We start from the raw sequence: 19801 nt of genomic DNA, 5'->3' as shown, positions 1-19801 counted from the left end.
CCCGTGCGGGCGGTGGGCTGTCAGACCACGCCCGACCGGTCGATGGCGCGGTCGTCCGTGCCCAGGTAGCCGGCGATGACCGCCGGGTCGCTGCGCACCTGTTCGGGTGTTCCCTCGGCGATGACGCGCCCGGCTTCGAGGCAGTAGAGCCGGTCGCTGAAGGACATCAGGAACGGCATGTCGTGCTCGATCACCACCATGGCCGCGCCGAGTTCGCGCCGCAGCCGGAGCAGCAGCGGGCCGAGGGCCTCGGTTTCGCGCTGCGCGACGCCGGCGGTGGGCTCGTCGAGGCACAGCACCCGCGCGTCGAGTGCGAGCAGGTTGGCGAGTTCGACGATGCGCCGGGTGCCGGTCGACAGGCCGGCCACCGCCTGGTCCGCGTACGGGCCGAGGCCGACCAGGTCGATCAGGTCGGCGGCTTCGGCGCGCCGCCGGCGTTCGGCGCGCACGGCGCCGGGCAGGAAGGCGGCCGTGGCCGCCAGTCCGGACCGGCCGCGTGCCTCGAGCGCGACGAGGACCGTCTCGCGGACGGTGAGTTCGGGGAACAGCCGGGCGGCCTGGAAGGTGCGCCCGAGGCCGAGGGCCGCTCGCCGGGCAGGCGACCAGCCGGAGACGTCGTGTCCGAGCAGTTCCACGGTCCCGGACGCGGGGACGAAGCCGCCGATCGCGCCGAGCAGCGTCGACTTGCCCGCGCCGTTGGTGCCGATCAGGCCGACGATCTCGTCGGCCTGGACCTGCATGCCCACCCCGTCGACGGCGGTGTTCCCGCCGAACCGCACGGTGACGTCGCGGACCTCCAACACGGGCTTTCCCGACGCGGGTTCAGGACGCTCCCGGCGTTCGGCGCGGGCCGTGGCAGGCGCCCGCGCCGGCCTGGGCACGCGCGCTGCCGCGACGTCCGCCCCTGCCGCGCCCAGGCGCCGCTCGGCAAGGTCCAGCACGGTGCCGCGCAGGGCGTACCCGATCTGCACGAGCCCGCCGGGGAAGTACATCAGCAGGACCAGCAGCCCGAGGCTGGAGGCGAACAGCGGCACCAGTTCGTTGCCGGGGAAGAAGGCCGGCAGCCCGATCACCCACACCGAGCCGAGGACCGGCCCCCATACCGAGCCCAGTCCGCCGATCACCACGATGGCGACCAGCATCAGCGAGTCGCCGACCTGGAAGAACCGCTCGGTCACCGGCACGGACTGGACGGCGCCGGCGAGCAGTCCGCCGCCGAGCCCGGCCAGGGCTCCGGACAGTGCGAACGCGACGAGCTTGGTGCGGACGGGCCGCACGGTGGCGGCGGCCGCCGCGTCGGGGTTGTCGCGCACCGCGATCATGCGGCGCCCGGGGCCGGTGCGCCGCAGCCGGGACAGCAGCGCGACCACGAGGGCCAAAACCGCCAGGAGCACGTAGTAGTAGGTGCGTTCGCGAGACAGGTCCAGGCCGAACAGCGTGCCGCGGGGGAACGCCACCGAGTCGCCGGTGCCCGCGCCGAAGATGTCCATCCGGTACAGGAAGCCGACCGCGGCGGTGCCGAGCGCGAACGTGCTGATCGCCAGCAGCATCCCTTCGACCCGCAGTGCGGCGAACCCGATGACCGCGGCGAGCAGCGCGGTGCCCGCGGCGGCCGCCAGGATGGCGACCGGGAACGGCAGGGGTTCGACGATCAGCCGGGTGTCCCCGCCGAGCCCGATGGTGAGGCCGCGCGTCAGGAGTGCCGCGGTCAGCGCGCCGAGTCCGGCGAACCCCATCTGGCCGAGGGAGAGTTGGCCGGACCAGCCGGTGAGCACGGTCAGTGAGCACGCGCAGATCGCGTACGCGAGGACGGTGGCGTACAGCAGGTGCCGCGACGACTGCGTGACGACCAGCGGGAGGAGCACCGCGGCGGCGGCCACCGGCAGCGCGGCGAGCAGGCCCAGATGCCGCACCCACCAGATGCGCCGCAGGTGTTCCGGCACCGCACGGACGCGCGGGCCGAACGCCACGGTCTCGGACCGGGCCCGGTCGTCGCGGCGGGCGTACGCCCATACGGCGGCCAGTACGGCGCCGAGCAGCAGCAGGTCGACCAGGCCCGGCTCGGTGACGTACTCGAAGCGGACGTACGCCTGGAGCACGCCGATCGCGACGCCTGCGAGCATCGACCAGCGGAACGAGACCATGCCCGCGACGACCGCCGCGGCGAGCGCCCGGATCATGGTGCCGGGGCCAAGGTCGGTGACCGCGGTGACGCCCCCGGACAGCCCGGACACGAGGATCATCGCGAGGCTGGAGAGCAGTCCGGCGATGGTCCACACCAGGGTGGAGATCAGCTTCGGGTTGATGCCGAGGGTCCGGGCCAGCGGCATGTTGTCCGCCGAGCCGGTGACCGCGCGTCCCACGGTGGTGCGGTTGAGCAGCAGCGAGAGGGCGCCGGCCACGAGCGGGACGACGACCAGGACGGAGGCCTGCGCCCCGGTGACGGTGACGCCGCCGACCGACCAGGTCCCCTGGACCGGGACCGGGTACTGCGCGCTGAGCGCGTTGCGGACGTCGGGCAGGGCGGCCACGACGGCGACGGCGGCCTGGGAAACGCCGATCGTCGCGATCAGGACCGTGACCCGGGGTGCCGTGAACAGGCGGCGGATCACCGACAGTTCGACCAGCGTGCCGGTCAGCGTGCCGACCACGAGCGCGGCCGGCAGAGCCGCCCAGATCGGCCAGCCGTAGTTGAGGCAGACGAGCGGCAGCAGGGCGGCCGCGAGGACGCCGAGGTTGCCGACCGCGAAGTTGATGACGCGGGTGGACCGGTAGACCAGGACGATGCCTTGGGCGATCAGGCCGATGGCGAGGCCGTTGACGAGGCCGTCGAAGAGGACCTGGCTGTTCATGTCGCCTCTCCCCCGCGCGCGCCGAGCGCGTCCTCCTCGGTGCGGAAGAAGACCGCCCGGGCGATGTCGCCCGCCGCGAGGTCGGCGGCGGAGCCGGTGAAGCGGACCCGCCCCTTCTCCAGGTAGACCGCGCGGTCCGCGATGGACATGGCGACGTTGAGGGACTGCTCGACGATGACGATCGCGAGCCCGGATTCGCGGAGCCGCCGGACGACGGCGAGGAGTTCGGCGACGACGCCGGGGGCCAGGCCCAGGGACAGTTCGTCGATCAGGAGGACCTCGGGGTCGTGCAGCAGGGCCAGCGCGAGGGCGAGGACTTGCTGCTGCCCGCCGGAGAGGGTCGAGGCCCGCTCGCGCTGCCTGTCGCGCAGCTGGGGGAAGATCTCCAGGACGCGTTCGATGCGGCGCGCGACGTCGGCCGGGTCGCCGCGGTGGACGAAGGCGCCCAGTTCCAGGTTCTCCCGGACCGACATGCTCGGGAATACCCCGGCACCGCCGGTGAGCGACACGACGCCGAGCCGGACCCGCTGTTCGGGCGAGACGTAGGTGATGGTGCGGCCGTTCAACCGGACCACCCCGCGCTCGGGGGTGGCCAGGCCCGAGACCACCTTCAGCACGGTGCTCTTGCCGGCGCCGTTGGTGCCGAGCAGCGCGAGGACTTCGCCCCGGCGGACCTCGAATCCGACGCCGAACAGCACCTGGACCTGTCCGTAGGAGAAGTCCGCGCCGCTGACCTGGAGGACCGGGACGTCATCCGGGGCCGCCGTACGCCGCTGGTGCTCCTCGTACTCCTCGCGCAACTCCTCGGCCACGTTCGCCAGATCGCGCTTGACGAGCCACGAGCTGCGCAGGATGAGCAGGCCGCCGACGATCGTCGAGGGGATCATCGTGGTGAGCACGGCAGCCCGGATACCGAAACTGTTGATCAGCGGGAACGCGATCAGCGCACCGCCGGTCGCCCCGATGAAGAACACGTACACCGAGCCCATCGCGGAGCCCATGCCGCGCAGCCGGTACGGGACGATCGTCTGGAGCAGGGGCCCGATCATGGCGAACGCCGCGGACAGCAGGACCACCGGCCCGATGCTGAACAGCGTGAAGAGTTCCACGTTCGGCGCGTAGTACTGGAAGGGCAGGAAGAACGCGGACGGCAGGGTGAGCAGGCCGATGAGCCGCAGCGCGCGGGACGGGTCGTGCCGGAACTGCCGGTCGTAGTACCGGCCGACGAACGGCAGGACGAGCAGACCGGCGGCTCCGCCGACCGTGCCGACCACGCCGCGGCCGAACACGCCGAGGTCGAAGTGCTGTTCCAGGTAGAGGTTTCCGAGGACCGGAGCGGTGAAGAGGCCGAATCCCATCGCGGCGAAGGCGAGGACCACGGTCTTCAGGGTCCGGATGCGTCCGAGCCGCGCGAACGCCGCCTCGACGGAGATGGGCGGGGGCTTCTCGTCGACCACGACTTCTCCGACGACCGCGGCCTTCTCCCAGCGCCCGCGTACCGGTTCGGGCAGGAAGAACGCCGCGGCGGCGACCACCGCGACCGGGAGGCCGAGCAGGAAGTACGCCCAGCGCCAGCCGTCGTCGCCGCCGAACGCGGCCGCGATGCCGCCCACGATCAGGGGGCTGAGCACCCCGACCAGCCGCCCGCCGACGCCGATGGCCGCACCGATCCGGCCGCGGATGCCGATGGGGTACGTGTCCGCGAGCAGCGACCCCTGCACGGGCCCCTGATTGGACTTGGCGATGCCGGCCCCGAAGCGGGTCCAGAAGAACATGAAGGCGTTGACCGCGAACCCGGACGCGAACACCATCGCGGCGAAGAACGCGCTCGCCGCGCCGACGATCGGGCCGCGCCGGAACCGGTCGGCGACCCAGCCCATCGGCACCGCGCCGATCACGATGAACGCCCCGGCGGCGACGGACAGGAACACGATCATCCCGTCGCTGATGCCGAAGCTGTCGCGGATGTCGGGCGCGAGCACCCCGAGGGCCGCGCCCTCGAGTTCGTCCAGCGAGGTCAGCAGGAAGAGCACGGCGAACGTCGCCGGTCCGGCCCGGCGCAGGCCGGCGCGCAGCGTCGCGGGTTCGCTGTCGTCCCCGAGGAGACCGCCGGCCGGCTCCCCGGGATCGGCCTTGGGCCCTCCGGATCGCGCCGCGGCTCTCGTTCCGGCCTTCGCACGGGCCTTCACTCCGGCCCTCGCCTCGGATCCCGCCTCGGAATTCGCCTCGCTGTGCAGCAACGCACCCGCGAGGTCCGCGAGTCCGTCCTCGCGGGTCGTGCGGTCGTTCATGGTCGGCCCTTCCGCCCAGGTCCCGGAACGCGTCAGCCGGCTGCGGCCGCAGCCGGACCGGTGGGCACCATTTGCGCGGCCGCCGGGTCGAACTTGTACACGCCGACGGCGTCGCCCACGCTGTGCTTCCCCGGGGCCAGCGACCCCATCGGGACGCCCGGCAGGGTGAGCTTGCCGAGCCCTTCGGCGGCCGCCTTCCAGCCGTCGAGGGTGATGTCCTTGCCGGCCTTGTCGGTGGTCTGGACGAAGAGGCGGAACGCCGCGCACTGGTGCGCGATGCCGCTCAGCGTCTCCGCGGACGCCGCCGCCGGGTCGACCCGGGCGGCCGGGAAGGCGTCGTTGTACTCGGTGACGCACTGCACCAGGCCCTGGTCGGCGACCAGTTCGGCCTTGGTGGGGGCGTACGGCGCCGCGACGACGAGCGGCGCCATCGTCGCGGGCTTGATGCCGGTGGTCTGCATGACCGCGGGGCTGAGGGCCTGCTGCGAGGTCGCGAGGATCTGCCGGGGCAGCCAGCTCTTGCGCTGGAACGCGTTCATGAGGCCGGCGAAGTTCGAGGTGTTCAGCACCGTGTCGGCCCCGGAGGACTTCAGCTTCTCCACGATGGTGTCCAGCGCCTGGTTCTGCGCGGCCTGGTCGGTGCCGAGGTTCGGGAGCGGCGTCTCGACGACGACGTCGACGCCGGCCGCCTTCAGCAGCGGCTTGACGACGTCCTTGGTGACCGCGTCGTCCTGCGCCTCCCAGTACAGCGCGACCTTGCGCCCGGTCAGCAGCCCCTGGTCGAGCAGCGCCTGGACGCCGGCCTTGCGCTGCCGGTCGTCGGCCATCTCGACGGCCAGGAACGGCGCTTTGGTGGACTTCGCGTCGCGGTCGGCGGACTGGCCCCACAGGCCGATGTACGGGACGCCCTCGGTCTGGGTGAAGCAGAGCGGGGTGTCGCCGGTGAAGATGCCGATCGCGGCGAACACGCCCTGGTCCTTGGCGAGTGCGACGCAGGCGGACTGCGCCGCGGCCGGGCCGATCGGCAGGAACGGCTGGAAGGCCAGCTCGATCTGCCGGCCGCCGATGCCGCCGCGCTTGTTCTGCGCGGCGATCCACGCGGTATAGAGGTCCTTGGTGGCCGGGCCGTCGGCGGGTATGCCGACCGCCTTGAGCGCCGCGGGGTCGGTGCCGGCCACGCCCAGTTTGACGGTCGTGGCGGTGACCCCCCGGGCGGGCGCGGCGGCGGCCTGGCCGCCGCCCGTGCTGCTCGTCTCCTTCGGGGTCCCGCTGCTGACCGAGCAGCTGGTGACGGCCACGAGTACGGCCACGGCGGGAACGGAGACCCGGAGTCTTGGTCGCATGCCACGCATCCCTTTCCTGGGCGGTGCCTGGAATTTGCCTTCGCGGAGAAATAGGCGTCACAGCGAAGCGCGGCGATGCTAACATCCAATACCTGCCAGATGGAAGGGTTTCATGACGGCATGACGAACGCCCAGCTCACCGCGGGTGACACCGCCCTGAACTACGAGGACCACGGCAGCCCCGCACCGGGCACCGAACCCCTCGTCCTCTTGCACGGATTCGTCGGCAGCACCGCGGACTGGTCCGGCGTGCTGCCGGAACTCGCGGCCGACCGGCGGGTGTTGGCGTACGACCACCGCGGACACGGCGGCAGCGCCAAACCCGGGCGCGCCGAGGCCTATTCGTTCGACGCCCTGGAAGCGGACCTGGGCGCGTTTCTGGACACGCTCGGCCTCGGGCCGGTCGACCTGCTCGGCCATTCCATGGGCGGCGTGGTCGCGCAGCGGTACGCACTGGCGCACCCGGACCGGGTGCGCTCGCTCGTGCTGATGGACACCGCGCCGGAACCCTCGGGCGGACCGCTGTCGCTGCTCATGCGCCCGCTTGAAATGCTGGTCCGCCGCCGGGGCATGGGGGTGGTCGGCACGCTCGCGAAGCTGCTCCCCAAGCCCCGGTCCGCCGATGCCGGCGGCGCGCGCGGCGCCCTCACCGCGGAGCAGCGCGACCGGCAGGCCGCGGCGTTCCTCGCCACCGATCCCGAGGCCTTCGCCGCGTTCGCCCGGGCGCTGCGCAGCTACCCGCCGCTCACCGCGCGGCTCGGCGGCATCGCCTGCCCGACCACGGTGCTCGTCGGCGCGGGCGACAAGGCACTGCGCCGGGGCGCCGGCCAACTGGTCGACGGCATACCCGGCGCCCGCCTCGTGGTCGTCGACGGCGCCAAGCACAGCCCGCAGACCGAGCAGCCGCAAGCGTGGCTGGCCGCGGTCCGGGCCCACTTCGAACGACTGGAGGGCCCCCGATGACGAACTCCCTCGCAGACCGGGCACCGATACCGGCACCCGGATCGCACGCCTTCCCGCCGGGACGGTGGCGCGGGCGGTGGATCTGGGCCGCGGAACGGGCGCCCGGCGGCGGGCGCGAGGTCGTCGCGCTCCGGCGCACCCTGGACCTGGCGTCGGTACCCGACCGGGTGCCGGCCCGCATGGCCGCGCTGTCGCGGTACGCCCTGTGGGTCAACGGCACCGAGGTGTCCCGCGGCCCGGTACGCGCCAACCCCCGGCAGCAGCCGTACGACGACGTCGACTTGGCGCCGTACCTGCGCCCCGGCGCCAATGCGGTCGCGGTGCTGGCCTGGCGCTACGACGGCCCGAAGCCGTGGTGGATGCCGCCGTCGCCGCTCGCGAACGACCTGCACGAGGGCGCGTTCGTCCTCGAAGCACGCCTTGCGGACGGCTGGTTCGTCTCCGACGAAAGCTGGCAGGCCCGCGTCCTGCCGGGGTGGGGGGACAACGTCGTGGACCGGTTGTCCGGGCGCGGCGAGGAGCACGTCGACTGCCGGGTGCTGCCGGCGGCCTGGTGCACGGCCCTCGCCTCCACCGGGGCGGGCGGCCAGGCCGGCGACTCGTGCGGGGATGCCGGCTGGCCGGCCGCGACCGCGCGGCGGGCGATGACCACCGGCGAGCCCGGGCGCGCCGAGCCGCCCAGTTTCCCGGGCGGTCCGCTCGGCGCCCGTCCCATCGCGCAGGCGGCGCCCGTCGAGGTGGCGCTGCGGCGGACGGCGGCCGGGGCGTACGTCGCCGACCGGATCGAGTCCGGCACGCTGGTCGTGGACGCCTCCGGGCCGCCCGGGGCGTCCGTGACCGTCCGCGTCGCGGAGTTCCTCGCCGGCGGCGAGCCGGCGCCGGGCGAGCACGACGCCTGCTTCACCGTCACCCTCGACGGCACCCGGCGGACCGCCGAATCCCTCGACCTGTACGGCCTGCACGGCGCGCTGGTCGAGGCCGGCGACGGGGTGACCGTGCACGGCATCGGCGTTCGCACCCGCACCTACCCGGTGACGGGCGGGGCCGCTTTCCGGTGCTCGGACCCGGTCCTGGAACGCATCTGGGAGATCGGCCGCCGCACTGTCACGCTGTGCTCCGCCGATGCGTACATCGACTGCCCGACCCGCGAGCAGCGCGCCTGGGTCGGCGACGCGGTGGTCCACCAGATGGTGGACTTCGCGACGAACTCCGACTGGCGGCTGGCCCGCTGGTACCCGCGGATGGCCGCGTCGCCGCGCAGCGACGGCATGCTCCCGATGGCCGTGGCCGGCGACGTCGAGTACGCCGACTTCACGGTCATCCCGGACTGGTCGCTGCACTGGGTGCACGCGGTGTGGAACTCGTACCGGTACGTCGGCGACCGCGACGAGATCGGCGGGCTGCTGCCCGCGGTCGAGGGCGTCCTGCGCTGGTTCTTGCCGTTCCGCAATGCCGACGGCCTGCTCGAGGACGTGTTCGGCTGGGTGCTGATCGACTGGGCGTCGGTCACCACCGACGGCGTCTGCGCGGCATTGTGCGGTCTGTGGGGCCGGGCGCTGCAGGAGTTCGCCGAAATGGCCGCATGGCTCGGCGACGAGGGCCGGGCCGCGTGGGCGCGCGGCATGCACCGGCAGCTCGCCGCCGGGTTCGAACTCCTGTGGGACGCCGAGCGGGGCCGGTACGCGGACTCCCTCACCGAGGGGGGCCGCGGGACGGCGGCCTCGCAGCATGCACAGGCGGCGGCGATCGTCGGGGGGCTCGCGCCGCGGGAGCGGTGGGCGCGCCTGGTCGAGGTCCTCACCGACACGGCGGCGCACGTCGATGCGGCGTTCAGCAGCCCCGACGCCCCTGCGGTCCCTGGCGGCGATCTCCCGGTCGGCGGGGCCTACTTGCGCATCGGCCACCCGGAGCCCTGGTGGGACACCGACAAGCAGGTCGTCCGGGCCCAGCCGTTCTTCCGGTACGTCGTGCACGACGCACTCGCCGCCGCCGGGCGCGCCGACCTCGTCGCGGGGCTGTGCCTGGACTGGACGGCCGCACTGGAGCGCTGCGCGACCTCGTGGTCCGAGACCTGGTACGGCGGCACGGTCAGCCACGGCTGGTCCTCGACCCCGACCCGCGACCTGGTGGTCCGGGTGCTGGGCGTCGAGCCTGCCGAGCCGGGGTTCGGCGTGGCGCGCATCGAGCCGGCGCTCGGCGCGCTGGACTCGGCGTCCGGCGAAGTTCCGTGCCCGGCCGGGCTGATCGCGGTCGCGGTGACCGGGACGCGCCTGGACGTCGACAGCCCCGTCCCGTTCCGGCACGGCGGCGGAGAATACGCCGCGGGACGGCACAGCATCCCGCTCGCCGGCGGCCGGTCCGTCGCATCGGACGGTGTGCGGTAGGTCAGTCCGCCGCGCCGGTCGACGTCAGATAGGTGAGGAAGCGGTCCACGAACTGCCGGTAGGCGCTGACCATGTCGACGTGCTCCGGATCCAGCAGCCACTGGATCTGGAGCCCGTCCATGGTCGCCAGCAGCGACTCCGCGGCCGCTTCCGGGTCGGTGTCCGCCCGGATGTCGCCCTGCGTCCGCGCGTACTCCAGCTCCCGGGCGACCAGGCTCCGGGCGACCCGGTAGCGCTTGACGAAGTAGTTGTGCGCGGGGTGCTCCGGATCGGTCGCCTGCACCGAGAGCGTCGCAAACAGCCGGATCACCAAAGGCTTTTGGGCGTTGAACGCGACGAGGTCAACGCTCGCCCGGATCCAGTCGACACCGCTGATCTCGTGGTCCGGATCGGGGGTGAGGGACACCTGGTCGTTGTAGTGCAGGACCGCGGTGAGCAGTTCCTCCTTCGAGGCGAAGTGGTGCCGCACGCCGCTGTGGGTGATCCCCACTTTCGCGGCCACCTCGCGCAGCGACACAGCGTCGTACGTGCGCGCCGCGAACAGTTCGAGCGCGGCCACGACGATCTCCTCGCGCCTCGCGAGCCCGCTGGCGTACGACCCGCGACGCCCCTTCTGCTCCGCCATTGCCGCCCTGCTCCTTGAGATCCCGCACTCGACAGTGAAAACATGCCACCTGGAAGGTATTATGCATCGCCTGGTGAACCCCGGTCATGATGACAGCTCGCCGCCCGCGTCCCCCAGCTCTTCGGACGGCTCTTCGGAAAGCTCTTCCGACAGCTCTTCCGGCGGCCGGGTGGAACGCACCCCCGGCTCTCCCGAAGCCCTGGTGGAGCACGCTCTGACCCGGCTCGACACCGACCGGAAAATCCGCCTGCTCACCGGCTCCGGCTTCTGGCGCACACACGCCGAACCTGCCGTCGGGCTCCGGTCCATGCTGCTCTCCGACGGCCCCGCCGGAGTGCGCGGCGAGCGGTACGACGAGCGCGACCCGTCCGCCGTGCTGCCCTGCCCGACCGCGGTCGCGGCAAGCTGGGATCCGGCACTGGCGCGGCGACTCGGCCGCCTGCTCGCGGCCGAGGCCCGGCGCAAGGGGGTGGACGTCGTCCTGGGTCCGACCGTCAACCTGCACCGCACCCCGTACGCCGGCCGCAATTTCGAGTGCTACTCGGAGGACCCCCTGCTCAGCGGCGCGATCGGCGCGGCGACCGTGTCCGGCATCCAGTCCGCCGGCGTCGCCGCGACCGTCAAGCACTACGTGGGCAACGACTTCGAGACCGACCGCTTCACCGTCGACGTCCGCATCGGCGAGCGCGCGCTCCGCGAGGTCTACGCGGCGCCGTTCGAGCACATCGTCCGCACCGCCGCACCATGGGCGCTGATGGCCGCCTACAACTCGGTCAACGGCACGACCATGACCGAGAGCCCCCTCCTGGACGAACCGCTGCGCGGCGAATGGGGATTCGACGGACTCGTCGTATCCGACTGGTTCGCCGCCCGGAGCACCGAAGGCGCCGCGCTCGGCAGCCTCGACCTGGCCATGCCGGGCCCGCTCGGCCCGTGGGGCGAGGCGCTCGCCGCCGCCGTCGAGGACGGCCGCGTCCCGCTCGACGCCGTGGACGCCAAGGTCCGCAATCTGCTGCGCCTGGCCGCCCGCGTCGGCGCGCTCGGCGGTCCCGGGGAGGACGCTCCGGCCGTGGGCGCGGGGGATCCCGAGCCGCAAGCCGATCCCGATCCCGAGCCCCATCCCGAAGCCGAACTCGACACCGACACCGACACCGACACCGACACCGACACCGACGAGCGTGCCCTCCTGCGCGCGGCCGCGGCGTCCGGAGCCGTACTCGTCCGCAACCACGACGCACTCCTGCCGTTCTCTGCCGGACAACTGCGCCGGGTCGCCGTCCTGGGGCCGAACGCCGCGGCCGCCCGTGTCCAAGGCGGCGGCAGTGCCACTGTCCACCCCCGGCAAACCGCCGGCCCCCTCGACGGCCTGCGTGCAGCGCTCGGCGACACCGTCGAGGTCACCCACGCGCCCGGCGTCCGCACCCGGCCGCGCCTGCGGGCCCTCGACCACCGCCAAATGACCGACCCGGTCACCGGCGCTCCCGGCCTCCGGGTGCGCTTCCACGCCGCCGACGGCTCCCTCGTCCTGGACGAACTCCGGCTGACTTCGCGCCTGTTGTGGCTGAGTGACACCGCCATCGAGAAGGCCTGCACGGTCGAGGTCGAGGCCGACGTGCACATGCCCGGCGGCGGCCCGCACCGGATCGGGGTGGCCGGCTCGGGCCGGTTCCTGCTCACCGCCGACGATGCCGTCCTCGTCGACGAGGACATCGCCAAGGACGACCCCCTCAGCGGCATCCTGCATCCCCCGGAGCGGTCGACGACGCACGTCCTGGCGCCCGACCGGCCCACCCGGCTGCGCCTCCGGCACGAGTTCCCGGCCGGCGCCCTCGCCGTCGGCTTCCTGCTCGGCGTCGAGGCGCCCGACTCGCCCGCCGACGAGGAACTGCGCCGCGCCGTGGCCCTCGCCTCGGACGCGGACGCGGCCGTCGTCGTGGTCGGCACCGACGAGCAGCTGGAGTCGGAAGGCGTCGACCGGACCACCCTCGCCCTCCCCGGGGCGCAGGACGAACTGGTCCGGCGCGTCGCCGCCGTGAACCCGCGCACCGTGGTCGTCGTCAACTCCGGCGCCCCGGTCCTGCTCCCGTGGCGCTCCGAGGTCGGCGCCGTACTGCTCACCTGGTTCCCCGGCCAGGAGTATGGGCACGCCCTCGCGGACATCCTCCTGGGCCGGTCCGAACCCGGCGGCCGCCTCCCGATGACCTGGCCCGCGGACGAGGCATCCCCGGCGCTGCGCTCGGCCACTCCGGTCGACGGCGCCGTGGCGTACGGCGACGACCTGGACATCGGCTACCGCGGCTGGGCGGCCGGAGGCCACCGGCCCGCCTACCCGTTCGGCCACGGCCTCGGTTACACCACCTGGGAGTACGTGGCGGTCTCGGACCCCGCCGATCTCCCGGTGGACGGCGATGCGGTGGTCGCGGTGACGTTGCGCAACACCGGCACGCGCCACGGCCGCCACACCGTGCAGGCGTACCTGAGCCGCGAGGTCTCGGGCGTGGACCGGCCGCCCTTGTGGCTGGCCGGCTTCACGATCGCGGAGGCGGCACCCGGCGCCGAGACCACGGTGTCCTTGCGCCTCCCTCGGCGCGCGTTCGCCCACTGGGCCGAGGGGTGGCAGATCGAACCGGGCAGGTTCACGGTGCTGATCGGCGACAGCGCGGAGGTCCATCCGGTGCGGACGGAGTTGCGCGCGGGCTGAGCCCGCTGACGGCTCTCGGCGGCTGACCCGCCGCGCACCGGTCGAGGCGGCAGGGTGCCACGACGGCAGTGAAGGGTGTCCATCGACGTGCCGACGGCAAGTACCGACGGCGCGTCGGCCCCTTCCTGCCGTACGTGGGCCTGCATTCGCCGCCGTGGGCCCCTTTCGTGCGCCACCGCGTCACCACGTCACCAGGCTCGGCCGCGACCGTTGCGGCTTACCTGCCCGGTGGGATGCGCGACAGCTTCACGGGACTTGCTGCGGGGCCGTGGTGGCTGCGGCACGTTCGATCGCGGCGAGGAGCCGGTGGTGGCGCAGGCCGGCGGCGAAGTCGGGTTCGGGACGGCGCTGTTCGGTCAAGGCGGCGGCGACCTCCCGGTAAAGTGCGGCGATGTTGGCGGGCGGGCCGGCAGGGATGCCGGCGGGGATGGTCCGGTACGACTCCGGCACTGCCAGGAGTTCGCCGTCGACCCGGATCTCCCAGTCGCTCCAGTGGATGAACGACCCTGGTTCCGCGGGCGTGGCGGTGAGGGTGCCGGTGCTTCCTGCGAGCTTGAGGAGGAAGCCGTCCGGGGTGCGCCCGTTGCCGCCGTGGATGGTCACCGACGCGGTGGCGCCGCCCTCCAGCAGTCCGTGCACCAGTACCTGGTCGGGGGTTGCGTTCGCCTCGGTTCGGTCGGTGTCGCCGATCCGGACGCGTTCGTGCACGCGAGGAAGTCGCGCCGAGACCTCGGTGAAGCGGCCGGCGACGCGTTCCAGGGTCGCCAGGAAGTGGCCGGCCATGATCGTGAGGATCGAGTTGCCGGCCGCGGGGTCGAGGCTCCAGGCGAGTTCGGCGGGGATGCTGCTCCCTCCGAAGGGGTCGCCTGCCGCGATGAGCGCGGCCGACTGAAGCGTCCCGATGCGGCCCTCGGCGAGCAGGTCGGCGGCGAATGCGGCGCTCGCGGAGTGGCGGCCCTGCAGGACGACCGCATGGTGGACGCCTGATGCCGCGGCTGCTTCGGCCAGTTCGCGCGCCTCCCGTTCGTCGACGGCGAGCGGCCACTCGGACACGACGTGTTTGCCCGCGTCCAGTGCGGCCCGGATCACCGCGGCGTGCCCCGTCACCCGGACCGAGACGACGACCAGGTCGACGTCGGGGTGGGCGACGAGCTCGGCGGCGTCCGCGAAGGCGTGCCGGACGCCGTGCGCGGCGGCCACGCGGTCCGCGCTGGCCTGGTTGGTCGTCGCGACCGCGGTCACCTTGTACTCGGGCAGCCCGGTGAGAGCGGGCAAGTGCGACCCGTCCGCCCATCCGCTCGCCCCGACGACTCCGACTCGGATCATGACTCACTCCCCAGTTATGTACCGAACGGTATGAAACTAGAGGCGGAGCAAGGCCGGGCGCAAGAGGTAACGTACCGATAGGTATAAAACTAGGGAGGACACATGCCCGGCGGACGCCCGCGCGCATTCGACGCCGACACCGCGCTCGACCGCGCCCTCGAGGTCTTCTGGCGCCAGGGCTACGAGGGCACTTCGCTGACCGACCTGACCACCGCCATGGGCATCAACAAGCCCAGCCTCTACGCCGCCTTCGGCAACAAGGAGGAGCTCTTCGGCGCAGTCCTCGCGCGCTACCTCGAAGGCCCCGGCGGCTACGCCGCCGCCGCGCTGGACGCGCCCACCGCCGACGAGGTCGTCCGGCTCCTGATCCACGGCGCGATCGAGCTCACCGCGGGCCATGGCGGCTCGCGCGGATGCCTGTGCGTCAAGAGCGTCCACGCCGGAGGACCCGACTCGGAGCCCGTCCGGCGGAACGCGGTCGCCGTACGAAAGGCCGGCGAGGCGGCACTGCGCAAACGCCTGGAACAGGCCGACGACCTGCCGCCCGGCTACACGGCGGCCGAGTTGGCGGCACTCGTCCACACCATCTCCGACGGCATCGCCGTCCAAGCAGCCGCCGGACGCACCCGCACCGAACTGAGCCGCGTCGCCGACACGGCACTGCGCGCGCTTCTCGGCTGAACATCCCGGCAACACAGCATCCGGACTCGGCATTGCCGGATCCGACCGGTCATGCGGCAGCTCTCGGGCAGGGTCGCGCGGTTCGCGAGGACGATGCCGACGTCCACGACGGCCGGCACGATCAGGGTTACGTGTCGCCGGTGAGGGCGGCATGCATGAAGCGGGCGAGGCGTTCGGGGAAGCCCTTCGGGGGGCGGTGGTGGACGAGGAGCCAGGCCATGACGGCGCCGCCGAAGGCGGAGTGGAACAGCTCCACGTCGGGCATCTCGGCGAGTTCGCCCCGGTCGACGGCGCGCTGCAGGAGTTCGGCGTTGCCGGCGACTTCGGGTTCGACGAAGGTCGTGAGGAACTGGCGGGTGAGTTCCGGGTCGTTGCCGATCTCGCCGAGGAGGCTCATCAGCGCGCGGGACGCGGCCGGATTGCTCAGATGGCCGACGATCACCTCGGCGAGCGCGGTCAGGTCGCCGAGCAGGGAGCCCGTGTCGCCGGGCGGGCGGAGGTCGACGCCGTGGACGGCGGCCGCGAAGGCGACCTCCGGCTTGGTGGAGTAGCGGCGGTAGATGGCCGCTTTTCCGACCCCGGCGCGGGCTGCGACGGCATCCATCGTCAGACCTGCGTAGCCGACTTCGGCCAGGAGTTCGCGGGTGGCCGCGACGATCGCCGCGTCCACCCGGTTGTCGCGCGGCCGCCCTGCGCGTGGCCCGTCGGTTGCCATCCGGCCAGTATACGGAACCCCTGGTTTCAGAACTATGGACCGGGTCGGCACGGGACGCCGACGTGGCGGGCCGCGCATGGACGTGCGCCGCAGGCCGCCGTCACGGCCACCCCGGCCGTTGTCCGGAGGGCACCCTTCTGTCAAAATACGAAACTACGAGTTCCGGAACCAGCAGTTCGGTATTTTGAGCGAAGGGATGCCATGCCCGTGGCGGCCGCAGCCCCGGTGCCGTGGGCGGCGTGCTGTCGACCCTCCCCCACGCCACCGAGAGCACGACCACTTGGAGAGGACCCGCACATGCGGCTTCCCCGTACCGCCCACGCCGAACGCCCCTGGCGCATCCACGAGATCGCGGGCGACTTCACGGTCGAGGACGTATGGGCACTGCCCACCCCCGGCGGCCCCGACGACTTCGTGTGGCTGGTACGCCAGGTCACCGACGGCGTCAGCGGCGGAGTGAACGGCGAAGGCCCCGTCTCCCGCGCACTGTTCGCCATCCGCTGGAGACTCGGGAAGCTGCTCGGCTGGGACAAGGCGGATGCCGGCGTCGGCTCCCGCCTGCCGTCGCTGCGCGACCGCCTTCCGGAGGATCTGCGGGACGGCCCCCGCGGTCCCGACCTCGGTGCATCCCCGTTCACCTCCGTGTACCTCACGGACGACGAGTGGGCCTCCGAGATGGGCAACAAGACCGTGCACGGCGTGATGCACATCGGCTGGGTCCCGGACGGGTCGGGCGGCTACCGCGGCCAGATGGCCGTCCTGGTCAAACCGAACGGGTTCTTCGGTACCGCGTACATGGCCGCCATCAAGCCGTTCCGGTACATCGGGGTCTACCCGGCGCTGATGCGCTCGATCGGCCGCGAGTGGCAGGCGAACGCGGCGAAGCGGAAGGCGGGTTGACGCCTTCGCCTGACGTCGTCGCGGCGCGGCCGCGATGGCGTTCACGGGCGGCCCGCGATCACTCAGTCGCAGGAAAATCCGCGGCCGCGGCGGCCGACCGCTCGCTACGGTGACGGCATGGATCAGGGCATCGTGCGGGTGGACGACGGTTGGCGCGTACCCGCTTTCCGCGGGCTGGGCGTCAGCCAGGTGGTCGTCGACCACGAGCTGAGTCTCCGCATCGGGTCGCACGAGATCGCGCTCTGCACCTGGGCGGAACTTGTCGCCGACCAACGCAGCTACAGGGTGGCGGCCTGGCCGCAGACGAACCTCGCCAAGGCGGTCGAGCTGGTACGTCAGGTTGTTGCCGAGGTCGAGGTGTCCGATCAGGGGACGCTCCGCGTGCTGTTCGCGGACGGACGGCGGCTTCGGGTGCCGGCCGATGACGTCCGGTCGGCCTGGACGGTGGCGGTGCGCGGTCAGGGATTCCTGACCGCCAAGCCGGGCGGCGGGGTGCAGATGAACGACGTCGGCTCCGCCGCGGGCTTGTAGGTCTCAGGCTCAGCCTCAGGGCGCGAAGGGGGAGCGAGCCAGGCCCCGGTAGCGGGCCGGGTCGACCTGGCGCCCGAGCATCGCAGGTTCGAGCGCCTTCGCCCTCCTGACAGCCATCCCCCTTGCCTACCAGGCGAGTTCCCGTCAGACACCGTCACTCTCGCGCGGCGGCGCCGCCCCGGTGAGCGCGGCGTGCATGAACCGGGCCAGCTTCTCCGCGAGCCCGTCCGGGGCCCGGTGGTGGACGAGGAGCCAGGCCATCACCGTGCCGCCGACCACCGAGTGGACCAGTTCGGCGTCCGGCGGGGCGGCGAGTTCGCCGCGGTCGGCCGCGCGCTCGAGGATTTCCAGGTGCCGCGCGACTTCCGGCTCGACGCAGGCCTTGAGGAACTGCGCGACCGAGGCCGTGTCGTCGCCGATCTCGCCGAGCAGGCTCATGATCGCGCGGGACGCGGCGGGGTCGCCCAGGTCCCCCGCGACCGCCTCGGCGAGCGCGGTGAGGTCGCCGAGCAGCGAGCCGGTGTCAGCGAAGGTCCGCGGATCCATCCCGTACACCGTGGCGGCGAACGCCATCTCGGCCTTGGCCGCGTGGCGGCGGTAGATCGCCCCCTTGCCGACGCCCGCCCGGGCCGCCACCGCGTCCATCGTCAGGCCCGCGTAACCGACTTCGGCCAGCAGTTCGCGGGTGGCGGCGACGATCGCCGCGTCCACCCGGTCGTCGCGCGGCCGGCCTGCGCGTTGCCCCTCGATTGCCATTCTGCCATCATACGGAACTACTAGTTTCGGAACTAAGAGTTCTGTAATTGCGCCCGCCCCCCGGCACCCCGGAGGTACCCGTGACCACCATCCCCGCCGCCCCGCCGCCGCCCGAGGGCCCCGCCCCGCCGCGCTGGGTGATGTGGGCCGCGCACGCCGTGCCGCTGTGCGCGCTCGGCCTGTGGCGGTTCGCCGCGGCGGGGTTCCCGTTCGGCCGGGTCGGCGAGGCGCTGCGGACCGACGTACGCGCGCCCGAGTGGGGCATCGCGTTCGCCGTCGGCGCTGGGCTGGTAGCGGGCGGCGCAGCACTGGTGACGCTGAGCCGGGTGCGGCCTCGGGGCGGACGGCGCGGACGGATATCCGGGAGCCGACACGATGGCCGGCGGCCCCCGCGCCGCGGCGCCGCGCGCACGAGCAGCCGCATACGGGAACGCCGCAGCAGGGACGTGTGACCCAGGGAAAGCGACCCGGCACCGAGACACCCGCGTGAACGCGACGGCGACGCCATCGGCCTGTGGTCCACGAACCACGACGGCGTCCGGTGCGCGCAGTGGGCGTACAACGCCGTGGCCGGGCAGGGGGCTGCAAGTCGACGGTCAGTAAACGCCGTTGACCGCCACAGCGACGCGGAACCGGCAGCCTGCCCAGCCACCGCTCGTACTGACCACGGGCCCTGGCCTACTCCTCAGCCCAGCCACAGCGACAGCGCTGAACGGGCCGCGCTGCGAGTGATGTCGTCCACGATTCCCGGCTCGGCCATCCGGTCGCCTGTCCGGTCCTCGGTGACACCGATCGTCTCCAGTTCCGGAACGGAGGACTCCGGCGTCGCCGGCCACATGCGCTCCGCGCCCGGCGTCCACATCAACGTCGTGAAACGCAGATCGCCGCACACCCACACGGCGCCGAGCCCATCGGCCATGCCGTGCCAGGCGTCGTCCGACATGACCCCGAAGTACGTACGGAACACCGCACCGTCCGGGGCGAGCAGGTGGATGCGGTGGCCGGCGGCTCCGTCCCGGAAATCCCGGAAGGACTCGACGCCGATCACCTCGTCCATGCGCTTGGCCGTGAACTTTGGTCTCTCGTGGGCACGTTGCTCCACCCGGCAGGGCCATACCTGCCAGGCGTGCCCGGACAGCAGCCGGTTGCGGTCCTCGATCGCCTTGATCGCCTGCCTGCCGCTGCCGCGCGTCGCGGCGAACATGACCAGGAAGAGCAAGGCCATGAGCCCGAGGAACACCGTGGCGGCGAGGGCCGGTCCGATCGCCATCGGTACGGCTTGTACGGCGAGCACCGCCGCGAGGGTCACTCCGGCCAGCAGGGCGAGCTTCCGCGCGTGCCGGTCCGCGTCGCGCTTGATCGCGCGCATCCGGCCCTCGACCTCGCGCGCCGGCTGCGAATCGGCCGCCGGCCGCGGCGAGACCTCGTACCCGAACTGCTGCGCCTGACGTGCCTCGTGCATGGCTGCCCCCATGAGCCGGCGCCGCCGGGTCGGGCACTGCGGGCAGGTCCGGTCTGCCCCGGGACCTGGCCTCGTCCGCCTGGCCCCGGCCTGGGCGGCACCGCGTACACCCTGCCAGAGCCTTACGCGGGCGGCCAGTGCGCAGCCGGGCATCGGCGGCATACGCGCACGAAGCCGACCGACCTCCGCGAGGACCGCCGCCACCAGCCGTCGGACTCGCCCGGACGGGCGGAGGACGCCGGTGCCGCGTGTCGCCGGACGCGGCCCGCCC

15 protein-coding genes are annotated in these 19801 nt (G+C 72.9%); 7 read left to right on the top strand and 8 right to left on the bottom strand.

Annotated features, from left to right (window positions below):
• Positions 1 to 20 precede the first annotated feature (20 nt).
• The 3 genes from LZ495_RS38825 to LZ495_RS38815 are packed head-to-tail and all read right to left on the bottom strand — an operon-like array spanning position 21 to position 6486.
• A complete protein-coding gene (locus tag LZ495_RS38825) occupies positions 21 to 2852 on the bottom strand; it encodes a branched-chain amino acid ABC transporter permease/ATP-binding protein (RefSeq protein ID WP_235057917.1) in 2832 nt (943 codons plus the stop codon).
• Entirely contained in the window at positions 2849 to 5143 is a 2295-nt protein-coding gene (locus tag LZ495_RS38820) for an ATP-binding protein (RefSeq protein ID WP_235057916.1), read from the bottom strand. The genes LZ495_RS38825 and LZ495_RS38820 overlap by 4 nt, the downstream gene beginning before the upstream one ends.
• Before the next feature lie 32 nt (positions 5144 to 5175).
• Positions 5176 to 6486, bottom strand: a complete 1311-nt coding sequence (locus LZ495_RS38815) for a type 1 periplasmic-binding domain-containing protein (protein ID WP_235057915.1) — start codon at positions 6484 to 6486, stop codon at positions 5176 to 5178.
• 120 nt (positions 6487 to 6606) lie between these two features.
• Between LZ495_RS38815 and LZ495_RS38810 the strand changes: the two genes are divergently transcribed.
• Both LZ495_RS38810 and LZ495_RS38805 read left to right on the top strand, forming a co-directional pair.
• On the top strand, positions 6607 to 7449 hold the full coding sequence (locus LZ495_RS38810) for an alpha/beta fold hydrolase (protein WP_235057914.1): 843 nt from the start codon (positions 6607 to 6609) through the stop codon (positions 7447 to 7449).
• A complete protein-coding gene (locus tag LZ495_RS38805) occupies positions 7446 to 9833 on the top strand; it encodes an alpha-L-rhamnosidase-related protein (RefSeq protein ID WP_235057913.1) in 2388 nt (795 codons plus the stop codon). The genes LZ495_RS38810 and LZ495_RS38805 overlap by 4 nt, the downstream gene beginning before the upstream one ends.
• Before the next feature lies 1 nt (position 9834).
• Here LZ495_RS38805 and LZ495_RS38800 read toward each other — a convergent pair whose 3' ends face one another.
• A complete protein-coding gene (locus LZ495_RS38800) occupies positions 9835 to 10458 on the bottom strand; it encodes a TetR/AcrR family transcriptional regulator (protein ID WP_235057912.1) in 624 nt (207 codons plus the stop codon).
• A gap of 169 nt (positions 10459 to 10627) precedes the next feature.
• Here LZ495_RS38800 and LZ495_RS38795 point away from each other — a divergent pair, with 169 nt between their 5' ends.
• On the top strand, positions 10628 to 13159 hold the full coding sequence (locus LZ495_RS38795; protein WP_235057911.1) for a beta-glucosidase: 2532 nt from the start codon (positions 10628 to 10630) through the stop codon (positions 13157 to 13159).
• 246 nt (positions 13160 to 13405) lie between these two features.
• Here LZ495_RS38795 and LZ495_RS38790 read toward each other — a convergent pair whose 3' ends face one another.
• On the bottom strand, positions 13406 to 14485 hold the full coding sequence (locus LZ495_RS38790; protein WP_235057910.1) for a Gfo/Idh/MocA family protein: 1080 nt from the start codon (positions 14483 to 14485) through the stop codon (positions 13406 to 13408).
• 102 nt (positions 14486 to 14587) lie between these two features.
• Here LZ495_RS38790 and LZ495_RS38785 point away from each other — a divergent pair, with 102 nt between their 5' ends.
• Complete coding sequence (locus tag LZ495_RS38785; RefSeq protein ID WP_235057909.1) at positions 14588 to 15166, top strand: TetR/AcrR family transcriptional regulator; 579 nt, start codon at positions 14588 to 14590, stop codon at positions 15164 to 15166.
• Positions 15167 to 15293: 127 nt separating this feature from the next.
• Here LZ495_RS38785 and LZ495_RS38780 read toward each other — a convergent pair whose 3' ends face one another.
• Entirely contained in the window at positions 15294 to 15881 is a 588-nt protein-coding gene (locus tag LZ495_RS38780) for a TetR/AcrR family transcriptional regulator (RefSeq protein WP_235057908.1), read from the bottom strand.
• 297 nt (positions 15882 to 16178) lie between these two features.
• Between LZ495_RS38780 and LZ495_RS38775 the strand changes: the two genes are divergently transcribed.
• Together LZ495_RS38775 and LZ495_RS38770 are read left to right on the top strand one after the other, a co-directional pair.
• Entirely contained in the window at positions 16179 to 16781 is a 603-nt protein-coding gene (locus tag LZ495_RS38775; RefSeq protein ID WP_235057907.1) for a DUF2867 domain-containing protein, read from the top strand.
• 117 nt (positions 16782 to 16898) lie between these two features.
• Positions 16899 to 17312, top strand: coding sequence for a DUF6188 family protein (locus tag LZ495_RS38770; protein WP_235057906.1), 414 nt, complete (start codon positions 16899 to 16901; stop codon positions 17310 to 17312).
• A gap of 144 nt (positions 17313 to 17456) precedes the next feature.
• Here LZ495_RS38770 and LZ495_RS38765 read toward each other — a convergent pair whose 3' ends face one another.
• Positions 17457 to 18068, bottom strand: a complete 612-nt coding sequence (locus LZ495_RS38765) for a TetR/AcrR family transcriptional regulator (protein WP_235057905.1) — start codon at positions 18066 to 18068, stop codon at positions 17457 to 17459.
• An 80-nt stretch (positions 18069 to 18148) separates the two neighbouring features.
• On the opposite strand from LZ495_RS38765, the gene LZ495_RS38760 reads away from it, so the two are divergent.
• Positions 18149 to 18520: a hypothetical protein gene (locus LZ495_RS38760; protein WP_235057904.1), complete on the top strand. Its 372-nt coding sequence runs from the start codon at positions 18149 to 18151 to the stop codon at positions 18518 to 18520.
• A 233-nt stretch (positions 18521 to 18753) separates the two neighbouring features.
• Here the strand turns inward: LZ495_RS38760 and LZ495_RS38755 are convergent, their stop codons facing one another.
• Positions 18754 to 19530, bottom strand: coding sequence for a hypothetical protein (locus LZ495_RS38755; RefSeq protein WP_235057903.1), 777 nt, complete (start codon positions 19528 to 19530; stop codon positions 18754 to 18756).
• Positions 19531 to 19801: the final 271 nt, after the last annotated feature.

Source organism: Yinghuangia soli (genome assembly GCF_021502675.1).
GTDB lineage: Bacteria > Actinomycetota > Actinomycetes > Streptomycetales > Streptomycetaceae > Yinghuangia > Yinghuangia soli.
The sequence above is the reverse complement of the archived record's forward strand: the minus strand, read 5'-3'. Positions and strand labels throughout refer to the sequence as shown.